General features: G+C 73.6%; 14 protein-coding genes. 10 read left to right on the forward strand and 4 right to left on the reverse strand.

Features of this window, described 5'->3' with window-relative positions; genetic code table 11:
• Positions 1-21 precede the first annotated feature (21 nt).
• The 3 genes from ABZ862_RS04460 to ABZ862_RS04470 all read right to left on the reverse strand — a co-directional run bounded on the left by ABZ862_RS04460 (position 22) and on the right by ABZ862_RS04470 (position 1,599).
• Positions 22-504 carry a succinate dehydrogenase hydrophobic membrane anchor subunit gene (locus tag ABZ862_RS04460; protein WP_360952052.1) on the reverse strand — a complete coding sequence of 161 codons (483 nt, stop codon included), beginning with the start codon at positions 502-504 and terminating at the stop codon, positions 22-24.
• A 5-nt stretch (positions 505-509) separates the two neighbouring features.
• Complete coding sequence (gene sdhC, locus ABZ862_RS04465; RefSeq protein ID WP_360952055.1) at positions 510-890, reverse strand: succinate dehydrogenase, cytochrome b556 subunit; 381 nt, start codon at positions 888-890, stop codon at positions 510-512.
• A 214-nt stretch (positions 891-1,104) separates the two neighbouring features.
• Positions 1,105-1,599, reverse strand: a complete 495-nt coding sequence (locus ABZ862_RS04470; RefSeq protein WP_360952058.1) for a 2-oxo-4-hydroxy-4-carboxy-5-ureidoimidazoline decarboxylase — start codon at positions 1,597-1,599, stop codon at positions 1,105-1,107.
• 154 nt (positions 1,600-1,753) lie between these two features.
• On the opposite strand from ABZ862_RS04470, the gene ABZ862_RS04475 reads away from it, so the two are divergent.
• Together ABZ862_RS04475 and ABZ862_RS04480 are read left to right on the forward strand one after the other, a co-directional pair.
• Positions 1,754-3,418 carry a glycoside hydrolase family 20 protein gene (locus ABZ862_RS04475; RefSeq protein ID WP_360952061.1) on the forward strand — a complete coding sequence of 555 codons (1,665 nt, stop codon included), beginning with the start codon at positions 1,754-1,756 and terminating at the stop codon, positions 3,416-3,418.
• A 310-nt stretch (positions 3,419-3,728) separates the two neighbouring features.
• Positions 3,729-4,325, forward strand: coding sequence for a hypothetical protein (locus tag ABZ862_RS04480; RefSeq protein ID WP_360952064.1), 597 nt, complete (start codon positions 3,729-3,731; stop codon positions 4,323-4,325).
• 115 nt (positions 4,326-4,440) lie between these two features.
• Here the strand turns inward: ABZ862_RS04480 and ABZ862_RS04485 are convergent, their stop codons facing one another.
• A complete protein-coding gene (locus tag ABZ862_RS04485) occupies positions 4,441-4,938 on the reverse strand; it encodes a DUF1877 family protein (RefSeq protein WP_360952067.1) in 498 nt (165 codons plus the stop codon).
• Between the two features lie 231 nt (positions 4,939-5,169).
• Here ABZ862_RS04485 and ABZ862_RS04490 point away from each other — a divergent pair, with 231 nt between their 5' ends.
• The 8 genes from ABZ862_RS04490 (at position 5,170) to leuE (ending at position 14,127) form a co-directional block, all read left to right on the forward strand.
• Complete coding sequence (locus ABZ862_RS04490) at positions 5,170-5,562, forward strand: hypothetical protein (protein ID WP_360952069.1); 393 nt, start codon at positions 5,170-5,172, stop codon at positions 5,560-5,562.
• Positions 5,563-5,829: 267 nt separating this feature from the next.
• Complete coding sequence (locus ABZ862_RS04495; RefSeq protein WP_360952072.1) at positions 5,830-7,302, forward strand: MFS transporter; 1,473 nt, start codon at positions 5,830-5,832, stop codon at positions 7,300-7,302.
• 311 nt (positions 7,303-7,613) lie between these two features.
• Positions 7,614-8,261: an RNA polymerase sigma factor gene (locus ABZ862_RS04500; protein ID WP_360952075.1), complete on the forward strand. Its 648-nt coding sequence runs from the start codon at positions 7,614-7,616 to the stop codon at positions 8,259-8,261.
• 79 nt (positions 8,262-8,340) lie between these two features.
• The gene (locus tag ABZ862_RS04505) at positions 8,341-9,189 is read left to right on the forward strand and encodes a hypothetical protein (RefSeq protein ID WP_360952078.1); all 849 of its coding nucleotides are present in this window, start codon (positions 8,341-8,343) and stop codon (positions 9,187-9,189) included.
• A 379-nt stretch (positions 9,190-9,568) separates the two neighbouring features.
• Entirely contained in the window at positions 9,569-10,231 is a 663-nt protein-coding gene (locus ABZ862_RS04510; RefSeq protein WP_360953068.1) for an RNA polymerase sigma factor, read from the forward strand.
• Positions 10,231-11,343, forward strand: coding sequence for a hypothetical protein (locus ABZ862_RS04515; RefSeq protein ID WP_360952081.1), 1,113 nt, complete (start codon positions 10,231-10,233; stop codon positions 11,341-11,343). The genes ABZ862_RS04510 and ABZ862_RS04515 overlap by 1 nt, the downstream gene beginning before the upstream one ends.
• A 437-nt stretch (positions 11,344-11,780) precedes the next feature.
• Positions 11,781-13,370 carry a methylmalonyl-CoA mutase family protein gene (locus ABZ862_RS04520; protein WP_360952084.1) on the forward strand — a complete coding sequence of 530 codons (1,590 nt, stop codon included), beginning with the start codon at positions 11,781-11,783 and terminating at the stop codon, positions 13,368-13,370.
• Positions 13,371-13,467: 97 nt separating this feature from the next.
• Positions 13,468-14,127, forward strand: a complete 660-nt coding sequence (gene leuE, locus ABZ862_RS04525; RefSeq protein WP_360952087.1) for a leucine efflux protein LeuE — start codon at positions 13,468-13,470, stop codon at positions 14,125-14,127.
• Positions 14,128-14,230: the final 103 nt, after the last annotated feature.

The raw sequence follows: 14,230 nt of genomic DNA on the forward strand, positions 1-14,230 counted from the left end.
GTGGTTGCCTCAGCCCCGTGACTAGCGGATGTTCGGGTCGAAGGTGAAGATCACCAGCGTGCCCAGCAGGACGGTGAACACCGTGGCGGTGTAGAGGAGGGCTTTCAGCCACAGCCGGGTGTTCGCGCGCTCCGCGTAGTCGTTGACGACCGTACGGAGACCGTTCGCGCCGTGCAGCATCGCGAGCCAGAGCATCAGCAGGTCCCAGACCTGCCAGAACGGGGAGGCCCAGCGGCCCGCCACGAACGCGAAGCCGATCTTGGAGACACCGCCGTCCAGGACGAGCTGGATGAGCAGGTGGCCGAGGACCAGGACGACCAGGACCACGCCGGACAGGCGCATGAACAGCCAGGCGGCCATCTCGAAGTTGCCCCGGGTGGACTTCGGGGTCTTCGCGGTGCGCTTGCGCGGTGCCTCGATGAGCGGGGCCGGGTGGTCGGCGTCGTAGTACGACGCGCTCTCGACGGGGCCGATCCCGGAGGCGGGGGACTCAGTGGTGGACATGGGCGTCAGCTCCCGAACAGGACACGAGCGGCGTGGCCGAGGACCGGGTAGATCGCGCCCGCCATCAGGACGACCCAGACGGCGACGACGGTCCACAGCATCTGCTTCTGGTAGCGCGCGCCCTTCGACCAGAAGTCGACGGCGATGACCCGCAGGCCGTTGAGCGCGTGGAACAGGATCGCGGCGACGAGTCCGTACTCCAGCAGCGAGACGATCGGCGTCTTGTAGGTGGCTACGACCTTGTCGTAGTCCTCGGGCGAGACACGGACGAGCGCGGTGTCCAGCACGTGGACGAACAGGAAGAAGAAGATGAGGACGCCGGTGACTCGATGAGCCACCCAGGACCACATTCCTTCCCGTCCGCGGTACAGCGTTCCAGCCGGCACGGAAGAACCCTCCGGGAGCGGGGACTGAGGGCCGCGCCGGCTTCGGGGTCGGTCGGGCCCGGCCGGGGCGGTCCACCGGCCCCCAGCATCGTAGCCAGCCGCTGGGCGCCCGCTCAGTGGGGGGCTGGTTGTGTGATCCAACTGGCACCGAACGAGTGAGGCGCGCCGGGCGGTCTGCGGTGCGGTGTCCGGTTATGGGTGGGGTCGAAGGGGGTCAGTCACCGGGCATCGGGGCCAGCGCATGGCCCAGTCGGGCCCTTGCCAGGCGGCGCAGCTGTTCGGCGGCGACGGCGCGTTCCTCGTCCGGATCGTTCGCCAGCCGTGACCGGATGCCCTCCAGGGTGCGGTCCAGGGCCTCCTCGGGTGCCACCTCGGCCAGACAGATGACGAACGGATGTCCGAACTTGGCCGCGTACGCCGAATGTGCCGCGCTCAGGGCCGTGCGGGCCGCGAGATAGGTGGAGTACGTCGGGCGTGGCGGGCCGACCGTGCCCGCGCCGTCCGGCAGGGGCTCGCGGCCCAGCGCCGCCGTGACGTCCTCGGGCGTCAGGTCGTACGCCGCCTCGTCCGACGCGGCGAGGAGGGCGGCCAGGTCGGGGTAGGGGCGGTGGGCGGCCATCCGGTCGGCCCACCGGGGGGAGGGCAGACAGGCCAGCAGGGTGCGGCGGGCCTCGTCCGCGGGCGCGGTGTTCAGATCGGTGAGCGTCACGTGAGTGTCGGCGGGGGATCCTGTGGGAGATGTGGTGCCATGGTACCGATCTCGGTCGCATCCTGTCCCTCGAATGCCTCGATTTCACCCGGATGGGAGAGTTTCCGAACGTGAGGTGGACGGTCGGCCGCGCCATTGGGCTTAGGTTGGCGGGGTGAGCCAGCACAGGCGCCGGCCCCCGGCGAAGACGGCGAAGACGGTCCAGCGACGACGCGCGGTCGTCGGCGGAGTGTTCGTGGCGACCGTCGCGCTCGGAGCGGGTGTCGCGCTCGCCTTCTCCGGAGGCGGCGGCGGAGCCTCGACGGACACGGCGGGCGCCCGGCCCCCCGGCGGCTCCCCGTCCGCCCACGACACCGCGGACGGCGGGCTCGCGACGCCCGGCCCCACCCGCTCCTATGCCCTGTCCTCGGCGCCCCGCGTCATCCCCGCCGTACGCAGCCACACCCCGGCGCGCGGCCCCGGCTGGCGGCCCTCCAGGTCGTACCGCGTGGTGGTGAGCGACCCGAGGCTCGCCGACGAGGGACGGCTCGTCGCCGGTGAGCTGGGCCTCGCCTACGCCGGGCGGCGCACCGACACCCGCCCCGGCGACGTACGGCTGGCGCTCGGCGGCGGTGGCGACGCGGAGTCGTACACCATGACCGTGCGCGGCGGCGGGGTCAGCATCAGCGGACCCTCCGACGCGGGCGTCTTCTACGGCACCCGCACCCTCAAACAGGAGGTGCACGGCGGCGGTACGGCACCGGAGGGCGTCGTGCGGGACACACCGGCCAAACCGGTGCGCGGCTTCATGCTGGACATCGCCCGCAAGCACTTCACCGCCGGCTGGATCGAGGACCGGGTACGGGAGCTCGGCGACCTCAAGTTCAACCAGCTCGGTCTGCACTTCTCCGACGACCAGGGCTTCCGCATCGCCTCCGCCTCGCACCCGGAGATCGTCTCGGCGCAGCACCTCACCAAGGCCGAGGTCGGGAGGATCGTCGCCCTCGCCGCGGCCCGGCACATCACCGTCGTGCCCGAGATCGACTCCCCCGGCCACCTCGGCGCCGTCATCGCGGCCCACCCCGACCTCCAGCTGCGCAGTGTGCGGGGCACGGCGCCGCGCGGCACCGTCGACATCTCCAAGCCGGCCGCCGCGAAGATCGTCGACGACCTGCTGAAGGAGTACGCCGGTCTGTTCCCCGGCGGCTCCTGGAACCTGGGCGGCGACGAGTACCAGGCGCTCGTGACGAAGGACCCGGCCGCCTCCTACCCGCAGCTGGCCGCCGCGGCCCGGCGCAGGTACGGCCCCTCCGCCACCGTCTCCGACCTGACCACCGGCTGGCTCAACGACCGGGCCGCCACCGTCCGCGCCGCCGGGCACGCCACCCTGCGGGCCTGGAACGACGGTTTCTTCCGCACCACCTCGGTCACGCCCGCCAAGGACCTCCAGGTCGGCTACTGGACCGGCAGGGAGTACGGCGCCCGGCAGCCGCTGGAGTACCTGAGCGCGGGGCGCAAGGTCGTCAACTACAACGACGCGTACCTCTATTACGTGCTCGGCCAGCCCAACAACTTCGTCTACCCGACGGGGCAGCGCATCTACGAGCAGTGGAACCCGCGGGTGCTGCGCGGCGGCACGGCGGTGCCGTCCCGCTACGACGGGCAGATCCTCGGCGGCTCCTTCGCCGTGTGGTGCGACCTGTCCCGCTCCCAGACCCAGGACCAGGTGGCCGCGGGCATCCGGATGCCGCTGCGCGCGGTGATCCAGAAACTGTGGGACCCCGGCACGCCCGGGATGCCGTGGGCGGACTTCCGCAAGCTCGCGGACCGGCTGGGCTGAGCCTTTCCCGGCCGGGCTGAGATTTTTCCGGCCGGGCGCCCGACTCGCCCGCGGCGGGCGCCGAACTCCCCCCGTCCCGGCATGGATTCACCGGTTCCGGTTGTGTACGGCGGGCGAGCGACCGTGCGTGACCGGTGATTTTATGCTCTGAGCGAACGTCTGGCGGGGGGATCTGCCATTGGCCGAAAACCGCTTCTTCCGTATGCTCGGCCGACCCGGCGCGGTGCTCCGTGATGCTCACGGTCCGTCGCGCCCGGTAAGCGAAGTGCGGGCTCCGTACCGGAATGGCGCCCCGTCGAGGGAGGCGTGCATGAATCTGGTGGACCTGGTCGCAGAGGCCGACGAGCGGGGACTGGCCGCGAGCGGACTGGCTTGTCTTGATCGCTGCGTGCCGCTGCTCGGCGGTGACGACGACCTGCTGCGGCCGCTGTGGAGCTGCCTGACCGGCGAACCCGGCAGCGGCGACTGGGGCGAGCTCCTGGACGAGGTGCGCGCCAGGCTCGTCGCGGAGGGCGCCGACGGCGCGGACGGAGGCGCTGACGCCGGTACCGGTGACGCCGGTGACGAGGCCGTGCTGCTGGCCCGCGCCATGCTCGCCGCCGCCCCCGCCGAGCGCACCCCGGACGAGCTGCGCACCTGGGCCGACGCCTGCTCGGTGACCTCGCTGCGCATCCACCGGCTGCTCGACCCGGCCGGGGGCTCGCGGGCCCCGGTCGACGGGTTCCGGGAGGGCGGCACCGAGGGCATGCCACCGCTCGTCGCCGTCGAACTGCGGCGCCAGACCACCGTCCTCGAACTGCTCGCCGAGCACGGGGCGGCGGGGCTGCGGCCCGCCCTCGAGGTGTGCACGGAGGGCCGCCGTGTGCTGCGCGCGGTGGTGCACCGCCGGGCACGGAGCCGGGCGTAGGCGGGACCGACACCGATACCGGAGCCGGGACCGGGACCGACACCGGGTCAGGGACCGGTATTTCCGTGGTTCCCGTGGTCCTGCGGCACCGGTCGGAGCGGTGCTCCGGGCGCTGTCACGGGAGCAGCAGCCACTTCACCACCGCGTCGCCGCAGGTCGTGGTCTGCCGGTAGAACGCCGTCAGGTCGGCGTGGGCCGCTTCGAACAGCCGGCGCGTACGCGGTTCGGCGGGGGCTCCGCCGTAGCGGGGCATGAGGTCCGCGCGGGCGAGCTGCCACAGGGAGTCGAAGTCGGCCGCCCCGAGGAACGCCGAGATCCGTGCCACCTGGGCCGCGGTGAGCAGCAGGAACGGCGGTTCGGCCTGGTCGGCGGTGTACACCGGGCGGCCGCCGAGGATCACCTGGGCGCGCGGGCCCTCCTCGTCGTGGTACGGCGGGGCACCGGCGTACAGCAGATCGTGATCGAGGTAGTGCCGGTCCAGCAGCCCCTCGCGACGGCGGTCGACCCGGAGACGCACCGTGTCCCAGTCGTCCTCGAACAGCTTCCGCATCCAGTTGGCACTGTTGCGCAGCGCCGACGGGGGCACCGCGCGCAGATGGAAGTACGTGTTCATCACCCTGAGGAGCGCACGGGGTGGGCCGGGCATCACTTCCGCCGTGAAGGCGCAGGTGCGGGCGCTGCGCGGTGGGCGCGCGGTGGACGGACGGCATGGGCGCGGTGGGCGTGTGGCGGCTGTGTGGCCGTCGTGCGGCGGAACGGCGGCGGAGTTGCGCCGGTCCTGGGCGGATTCCGGATCCCGGGTGACGATTGCGCCGCTGACCTCGCTCTTCCGTATGTGACGACTGTGACGGCGTTTCAGGAGAGCAGGGGCCATGCCGCGGCGAAGCCGGTGCGGTGGGCGGCGGACATGGTGGCGACCATGCGCGAGGGCGCGCGGCTGTACCTCGACTACTCGGCGCAGAGCCTGTGGCGCGTCGACCGGGTGATCGAGGACCTGCGCCGGGAGGGCACGCCCCGCCAGGCGGTGGACAGCGTGCTGCGCGGGTTCGGCGCGTACACCGGCGAGGTGATCGCGCGTCAGACCGGCGGCGAGTGGGTGAGCGAGGGCGAACACCGGCTCCGCACCCCGGACGGCCGGCTGTGGGACCCGATCGACGAGGCCCACCGCTGTTTCGCCGGACACGGATCGCTGAGGCTGCTGTGCCGGGACGCCACGGACGTGCCACGGACGCGGTGACACGGCCGCCGTGACACGGCCGCCGTGACACGGTGACGCGGTGAGCGGGCACCCGGGCGCGGCGCGGGCAGGCAGCGGCGGACGGGCAGCGGCGGACGGGCGGGCGCGGGCAGGCGGGGGCGGCGGGCACCGGCGTGCGGGAATCGTCCGGGGCGCGCCGGCGCAGCCGTGGCGGAGCCCTCGCGGAGGCCCGGACGCACGGCAAAAACGAGGCAATAAGAGACGGTGGCGTTCCCAAACGGCCGGTGCCGGGCGCAGGATGACTGCATGGCCGACACTCGTCGTTGGTGGGCGCTGGTTGTCATCGCGCTCGCCCAGTTGATGGTCGTGCTGGACATGACCATCGTGAACATAGCCCTCCCGTCCGCGCAGCGCGCGCTGGACATGTCGGACGGGAACCGCCAGTGGGTGATCACCGCCTACACCCTCGCGTTCGGCGGTCTGCTCCTGCTCGGCGGCCGGGTCGCCGACCTGGCGGGCCGCAAGAACACCTTCATGATCGGACTCATCGGATTCGCCGCCGCCTCCGCGCTGGGCGGCGCGGCGGCGAGCGCGGGAATGCTGTTCGGCGCCCGTGCCCTGCAAGGTGTGTTCGCCGCGCTGCTCGCACCCTCCGCGCTGTCGCTGCTCGCGACGACGTTCACCGACCCCAAGGAACGCGGCAAGGCGTTCGGCATCTTCGGTGCCATCATCGGCGCCGGTGCCGCGATCGGACTGCTCGCGGGCGGTTTCCTCACCCAGTATCTGGACTGGCGCTGGTGCCTGTACGTCAACGTCCCCATCGCCCTGGTCGCCTTCGCCGGCGCCTGGGTCCTGCTGGTCCCCGGTGAACGGCACCCGGACGCCCGTTTCGACGTACCGGGCGCCGTGCTCGGCTGCGGCGGGATGCTCGCGCTGGTCTACGGCTTCTCCGAGGCCGAGTCGCGCGGCTGGCGGGACGGCCTGGTGCTCGGGCTGCTGTTCGGCGGCCTCGCGCTGCTCGGGCTCTTCGGGCTGTGGCAGACCCGGGCGCGGGTGCCGCTGCTGCCGATGACGGTGGTGAAGGACCGGCAGCGCGTCGGCGCGTTCCTCACCGTCCTGCTCGTCACCGTCGGCATGTTCGGCGTCTTCCTGTTCCTGACGTACTACATGCAGGGTGTCCTCGGATACTCGCCGGTCAGGACGGGCGTCGCCTATCTGCCCATCACGGTCGGCATGGTCACCGGCTCCACCCAGGTCGCCGCCCGGCTGCTGAACCGGGTGCCGCCCCGGCTGCTGATCGTCCCCGGGCTGCTGCTGGCGGCGGCCGCGCTGGCGCTGATCGCCCAGGTCGGCGTGGAACCCGCGTACGCCTCGCACATCCTGCCCGGGATGCTGATGCTCGGCCTCGGCATGGGTACGGCGATGATGACGTCCGTCTCGCTGGCCACCGGCAGCGTCGCGCCCCGGGACTCCGGCGCCGCGTCCGCGACGTTCAACACGGCCCAGCAGGTGGGCGGCTCCATCGGTACGGCGCTGCTCAACACCATCGCCGCGAGCGTCACCACCCGCTACGTCACCGCCCACGGCGGTCCCGGCACCGACCGGCGGCTGCTGGGGGCCCAGGCCACGGTGCACGGCTTCAACGTGGCGACCTGGTGGGCGATGGGCGCGCTGCTGATGGGCGCCCTGATCGCGGGCACCGTCATCGACGCGCCGCACGCGCCGGTGCCGCACCCGGCCGACGAGCCGGTGCCGCAGCCGGTGGAGAGCGCGCTCTGACACCGGCACGGGTACCCGAGCCCGTACCCGTGCGACCGGTCGGGGCCGTCCGCCCCCTGTACGTGACCGTTCCGGGTCCCGCCTGCCGAGCGGGACCCGGAACGGTCTTCGCGTGTCCGCGGGGCCCCGGAAGGAGCGGCGGGCCCGGGGCGCGTCCGGAGGAACTGTGACACTTGTGTGAGCTGCGACGCTGTTGACCGTGGGGGCCTGCGGTGCCGGACACCGGACCGCAGGGTGCTGAAGTGCCCCGGGTCCGCCGCCGACCGGACGCGGGCTTCCGACAGACAGCTCGGTACGGACGAGGACGGTTCTTGGGCCACGGAGGGGTACCGCGTCGCGCGCAGGCGTACGACGGGGAACTGGGCGCGGCGGTCGCGCGGGCCCAGGAAGGTGACGAAACGGCTTTCGCGGTCGCCTACCGGCTCGTGCAGCCGGGGCTGCTGGGCTACCTGCGCGGCATCGTCGGCGACGACGCCGAGGACGTGGCCTCCGACGCGTGGCTCGAGATAGCCCGCGACCTGGGCCGGTTCCGGGGCGACGGCGCGGGCTTCCGGGGCTGGACCGCCACCATCGCCCGGCACCGGGCCCTGGACCATCTGCGCCGCCAGAAGGTACGGCCCCGCTCGGCGGGCGTCGAACCGGAGCTGCTGGACCTGCCCGGACCGCACAGCACGCACGAACAGGCGTTCGAGTCGATGTCCACGGAGCACGCGCTCGGCCTGGTCCGCGAGCTGCCCCGCGACCAGGCGGAGGCGGTGCTGCTGAGGGTCGTCGTGGGGCTCGACGGTCCTGCCGCCGCCCGGGTGCTCGGCAAACGCCCCGGCGCGGTGCGTACCGCCGCCTACCGGGGACTGAAGGGACTCGCCCGCAGGCTGGGCGTCGAGGCGCCGTCGGACAACGGTGCGACGAACAGAGGTGTGACGGATGGGACCCCCCGGACGCTGGGGGAGTCGAATTGAACAGTCACGGCGGGAAGCCGTACAGATCCAGTGGCGCGCACGGGTCGCGGCGGCCTGACAGGAACGGGAACGGACGGACATGGGTGATCGGCTGAGCGGTGACGGGGTGCCGGACCGCCGGCGTGCGCACCCCGGCGGTCCCGTGCCCGGTGCCCGGCGGGTGACGGCCGACGGCGGACTGGAGGCACTGCTCGCCGCGGCGATCCGCGTCGACGAGGTGGACCCCGCGGCCGAGCGGCGGGCGGTGGCCGCGTTCGGCGCCGCCCGGGACGCGGGCGCGCTCACCGCGCGACCCCGCGGCCGTGACGACTGGCGGCCCCGCGCGGCCCGCCGCGGCCGCCGCTCGCTCAGGGTCACCCTGTCCGTGGCCGCCGCCGGACTCACCCTCGGCGGCGTCGCCTACGCCGGTATCGGCGTCGCGGGTTCCAGGAGCGCGGAGGCCCACTCCGGCCGGGACGGCGCGGCGCGCCACTCGGCCGGCGCCCGGAGCACCGCGGCCGGTGTGACGCCGGACGCGGCGGCCCCGTCCGGCTCCGCGCGGGCCGAACACCCCAAGACCGCCCAGGACACCGAGGCCCACTGCCGGGCGTACGAGCAGGTCAAGGAGCACGGCAAGGCGCTGGACGCCACGGCCTGGCGGCGGCTGGCCGACGCCGCGGGCGGCACGGCGAACGTCGAGGCGTACTGCGCGGCCCGGCTGGCCGGGGCCGCGGGGGACAAGGCCGCCGGGAACTCCGGCACCGCCCCGGCACCGGCGGCCGACGCGAACCCCCGGTCGACGGCCGACGGCAACGCGAACGGCGGCGCCGGCGGCAACAGCGGAGCGAACGGAACGAACGGCACGAACGGCAACAGCGGAGCGAACGGCTCGGGCGGCGCGAACGGGAACGCCGGGCAGAAGGCCACCAAGGCTCCCGCCGGGCAGTGAGCCCGGGACCGGGCAGAGGACCTGATCGCGTCGAACGGAGTCGCAGGACCCGCCCCGGGGCCGCGGCCGGCGGTGCTGCCGAGGCGACGGCCGGGGCCGCCACCCCCCACAGGAGAGGCCCCGGCCGCCGCGCGGCACGGGTCGCGCGGCGGCCCGTATCCTCTACAGCGCCGTAGGTGCGTTTTCTGTCACACCCCGCCTCGATCCGCGTTACGTGCATGGTGAACTGATCCGGACAGACGTGGACGAAGAACGGACTGAGGTCGTAACGTGCCCTTCTCGCCGAGTGCGGGAAGGCCGTCGATCTGAGACGGGACCGGGACGGACGGCCGCCTCGGCTCATTCGGGGGCGCCGGACGGGGCCTAGAGGGGCATGCGGGTGCTGGGGGACGACGCGGAGCTGACCGCCGCGGTGCTTGCGGCACAGGACGGGGACGAGACCGCGTTCCGTACTGTGTACCGCGCCGTGCACCCACGGCTGCTCGGGTACGTGCGCACGCTGGTCGGCGAGACGGACGCGGAGGACGTGGCGTCCGAGGCATGGCTCCAGATCGCCCGGGACCTGGACCGGTTCTCCGGCGACGCGGACCGGTTCCGCGGCTGGGCGGCGCGGATCGCCCGCAACCGGGCCCTCGACCACGTCCGGATGCGCGGCCGCCGTCCCGCGATCGGCGGCGACGAGACCGAGCTGACCGGCCGGGCCGCCGAGTGCGACACCGCGGGCGAGGCCATCGAGGCCCTCACCACCGACCGCACCCTCTCCCTCATCGCCCAGCTGCCGCAGGACCAGGCCGAGGCGGTCGTGCTGCGCGTCGTCGTCGGTCTCGACGCCAAGACCGCGGCCCAGACCCTCGGCAAACGCGCCGGTGCCGTCCGCACGGCCGCGCACCGCGGTCTGAAGCGGCTCGCGGAGCTGCTCGGCGCCGATCCGGAAGCGGCCGGTGTGCTCGGCGCCGTGCCGCCCCGGCGAGAACCGCGGGACCGCGCGGTGACGTCCGCCACTGTGACGCATCCGCGTCCGCGGACGCAGAAGGACATGTGATGGCCGACGAGCAGTACAGATGGCTGGACGGAGAGACGGCGGAGCTCCTGCTGCGCGGCGACTCCGTGAAAGCCGTCGGATCCGTCGACCCGTCGGCCCGTGACCAGGCAGAACGGCTGGCCGGGACCCTTGGCGCACTCTCCGTGCCGAGCACCGCGACCGAGGGTGAGCTGCCCGGGGAGGCGGCCGCGGTCGCCGCGTTCCGCAAGGCCGCGGAAGCACGTACGGCCGAGCCGGCGCCCGGCCCGTCCACCGGCCGTGACCCGTCCGGTGACGTCGGCCTGGTCCGCATCGGCCGCCCGGAGCGCTCCGCCGGCCGCCGTGCGCGCTTCCGGCCGAGCCGTCCGGTACGCCTCGGGCTGGCCGCCGCGCTGCTGTTCGGCTCGGCCGGCGGCGCCGCCGCGCTGGCCGCGACCGGGGTGATCCCGGGACCGTTCGACGACTCGGAACCCGGCCCCGCCGTCACGGTCCCGGCCGCCGTCACCCCCGACCGTGCCGAGGGCTCCACCACCCCGGACGGCGCCGCCACCGGCGGCCCCGGCACCTCCCCGACCGGCGCCGGTGCGACCGGCGGCCCCGGCGGTGGTACGGGCCGGAAGGGCTCCTCCGCCGGCCCGGTTCCCGGCGTCACCGGGCCGTCCGGCGCCGGCGTGAGCGGCCGGCAGGGCGTGACCGCCGCCTGCCGCGATCTCCGGGACGGCAAGAACCTCGGTGCCGGCCGCACCCGCAAACTGGAGGAGGCGGCGGGCGGCGCCGACCGGGTGCCGGCGTACTGCCAGGACGTCCTGCGGTCCGCGGGCGAGAGCACCGGCTCCCCGAACGGCCAGGACACCGGGAACGCCACCGGGAACGGCGGCGGCCAGGGCAACGGCAACGCGGGCGGCAACGGCAACGGTGGCGGCCAGGGGGAGCAGGGCGACCAGAACGGCGGCGGTGACGACAACGGCCCCATACGTGAGGGCCACGGCGTCCGCCGGCAGGACGTGACCGCCGTGACGCCCTCCCCGGCATCGTTCGCCCCGCCCGCGAGCCCCTCCGCCCAGGCCCCCTCCGCACCGGGGGCGCCCGGCACCGGCGTCCCGTCGCCGGAACCGACGTACAGCGCCCTCTGACCCTTCCGGCCCGCTGCCCGCCGGTTCCGACCGCGCCCCCGCCGCGGTGATACCCCCCACCGTATAAGTCCCTGACCTGCGGGGACGTGTCTTCGAGCGGATTCCCCAGATTTTTTTCCGGCAGGGTGTGACGTTTTCCGCCCCGCCCACGCAGTACTGAGTGAGCCGACTGGTCATCGGCCCTCGCACAGAGCCGGGGTTCCCCCCGTACCTACGGCTCGTGCACATGGCGCGGGCGGGACACGTTCCCCCGGTCCCGCCCGCGCCCCACACCGTCCCGCTGCCGCCGCTCATGTCTCTCCCACCCCGCGCCGGCCCCCGCCCCTGGTTCCGATGCCCGCCCCGGCGTGACCGGGTCCGGATCCCGGGGCATGGTGGTGGGGTGGCACGGTGGTGAGCGGCCCCGGCCGAGGGCACCGCACGGAGGGAGCCGGACGATGGCGACGACGGCACACGCATCGGAGTCGGGACTGCCCGTCGAGCCGGTGTACGGCCCACGGGCCCTCGCGGACTGGGACCCGGCGGCGAAACTGGGCGAGCCGGGCGCGTACCCCTACACCCGGGGCGTCTACCCGACGATGTACACGGGCCGCCCCTGGACGATGCGCCAGTACGCCGGGTTCGGCACCGCCGCGGAGTCCAACGCCCGCTACCGGCAGCTGATCGCGAACGGCACGACCGGCCTGTCCGTGGCCTTCGACCTGCCCACCCAGATGGGCCACGACTCCGACGCCCCGATCGCGCACGGCGAGGTCGGCAAGGTGGGCGTGGCGATCGACTCGCTCGACGACATGCTGGTGCTGTTCGGCGGCATCCCGCTGGACCGCGTCTCCACGTCGATGACGATCAACGCCCCCGCCGCCCTGCTGCTCCTGCTCTACCAACTGGCCGCCGAGGAGCAGGGCGTGAGCGCCGGCCGGCTCACCGGCACCGTCCAGAACGACGTGCTCAAGGAGTACATCGCGCGCGGGACGTACATCTTCCCGCCCCAGCCGTCGCTGCGCCTGACGGCCGACATCTTCCGGTACTGCGGCGCGGAGATGCCGCGCTGGAACACCATCTCCATCTCCGGTTACCACATGGCGGAGGCGGGTGCCTCCCCGGCGCAGGAGATCGCCTTCACCCTCGCCGACGGCATCGAGTACGTCCGTACGGCGCTCGCCGCCGGGATGGACGTGGACGACCTCGCGCCACGGCTGTCGTTCTTCTTCGTCGCCCGTACGACGCTGCTCGAAGAGGTCGCCAAGTTCCGGGCCGCGCGGCGCATCTGGGCGCGGGTGATGCGGGAGGAGTTCGGCGCGAAGGACCCCAGGTCGTGGATGCTGCGCTTCCACACCCAGACGGCGGGCGTCCAGCTGACGGCGCAGCAGCCGGAGGTGAACCTGGTCCGGGTGGCCGTACAGGCGCTGGCCGCCGTGCTGGGCGGCACCCAGTCGCTGCACACCAACTCCTTCGACGAGGCGATCGCGCTGCCCACCGACAAGAGCGCCCGCCTCGCCCTGCGCACCCAGCAGGTCCTCGCCCACGAGACGGACGTGACGGCGACGGTGGACCCGTTCGCGGGGTCGTACGCGGTGGAGTCCCTGACGGACGGTGTGGAGGCGGCCGCGCTGGAACTGATGGGCAGGGTCGAGGACATGGGCGGCGCGGTCGCCGCGATCGAACGCGGCTTCCAGAAGGCCGAGATCGAGCGCAGCGCGTACCGGGTCGCCCAGCAGACGGACTCCGGGGAGCGGGTCGTCGTCGGCGTCAACCGCTTCCGTCTCGACGAGGAGGAGCCCTACGAGCCGCTGCGCGTCGACCCGGCCATCGAGACCCGGCAGGCCGAACGCCTCGCCGCGCTGCGCGCCCGCCGTGACGCCGCCGCGGTCCGCTCCGCCCTGGGCGCCCTGCGCAAGGCGGCCGAGGGCCGGGACAACGTCCTGTACCCCATGAAGGAGGCGCTGCGCGCCCGCGCGACGGTCGGCGAGGTGTGCGGCGCGCTCCGCGAGGTGTGGGGATCGTACGAACCGGGCGACGCCTTCTGAGCGGGGCGACGCCGTCCGGACCGGGTCGGTCGTGCGCTGTCGGCCGGTCGGTGGAATTCGATACGGAATGTCGTACCCCCGTGCGACACTCCTTGCCATGTTCGGTGTCGTCGATCTCCCCACCTATCTGGCAGGGCTCGTCCTGATCGTGCTCCTGCCGGGGCCCAACTCGCTCTACGTCCTGTCCGTGGCCGCCCGCCGCGGGGTGCGCGCGGGATACACCGCCGCGGCCGGGGTCTGGTGCGGGGACACCGTGCTGATGACGCTGTCCGCCGCCGGGGTGGCCTCGCTGCTCAAGGCCAACGCCGTGCTGTTCGGGATCGTCAAGTACGCGGGAGCCGGGTATCTGACCTGGCTGGCGGTGGGCATGCTGCGGGCCGCCTGGGGGATGTGGCGGGCGCGGCGGGAGCAGCGGGCCGCCGCCGGGGACGAGCCGGCCGCGGCGGCTCCGGCCCAGGAGCGGCCCTTCCGCAGGGCGCTGGTCGTCAGCCTCTTCAACCCCAAGGCGATCCTGTTCTTCATCGCCTTCTTCGTGCAGTTCGTCGACCCGGCCTACGCCTACCCGGCGCTGTCCTTCGTCGTCCTCGGCGCCTTCGCCCAGCTGGCCAGCTTCCTCTACCTCAGCGCCCTGATATTCGGGGGCACCCGCCTCGCCGCCGCGTTCCGCCGCCGCAGACGCCTCGCGGCGACGGCCACCTCGGCGGCGGGCGCGCTGTTCCTCGGCTTCGCGGTGAAACTGTCCCTGGCCAGCACATAAGCTCGGAAGATCGCTTGGTCAAGTAAGCCTTCTCTGCCGCTACCGGGCGTGACGCGGAGCTCCCGGCGCCTGCCCTGTTACGGGTCATACCGGCACAGTCCGC

Origin of the sequence: Streptomyces sp. NPDC047000 (genome assembly GCF_040644295.1) — a bacterium.
In the GTDB taxonomy this organism is placed as follows: Bacteria; Actinomycetota; Actinomycetes; order Streptomycetales; family Streptomycetaceae; genus Streptomyces.

Bases quoted from the DNA above. Each gene is read 5' to 3' on its own strand.
- ABZ862_RS04460 (WP_360952052.1), bottom strand. From the start codon at position 504: ATGTCCACCACTGAGTCCCCCGCCTCCGGGATCGGCCCCGTCGAGAGC.
- ABZ862_RS04480 (WP_360952064.1), top strand. From the start codon at position 3,729: ATGAATCTGGTGGACCTGGTCGCAGAGGCCGACGAGCGGGGACTGGCC.
- ABZ862_RS04485 (WP_360952067.1), bottom strand. From the start codon at position 4,938: ATGAACACGTACTTCCATCTGCGCGCGGTGCCCCCGTCGGCGCTGCGC.
- ABZ862_RS04495 (WP_360952072.1), top strand. From the start codon at position 5,830: ATGGCCGACACTCGTCGTTGGTGGGCGCTGGTTGTCATCGCGCTCGCC.
- ABZ862_RS04505 (WP_360952078.1), top strand. From the start codon at position 8,341: ATGGGTGATCGGCTGAGCGGTGACGGGGTGCCGGACCGCCGGCGTGCG.
- ABZ862_RS04515 (WP_360952081.1), top strand. From the start codon at position 10,231: ATGGCCGACGAGCAGTACAGATGGCTGGACGGAGAGACGGCGGAGCTC.
- ABZ862_RS04520 (WP_360952084.1), top strand. From the start codon at position 11,781: ATGGCGACGACGGCACACGCATCGGAGTCGGGACTGCCCGTCGAGCCG.
- leuE (WP_360952087.1), top strand. From the start codon at position 13,468: ATGTTCGGTGTCGTCGATCTCCCCACCTATCTGGCAGGGCTCGTCCTG.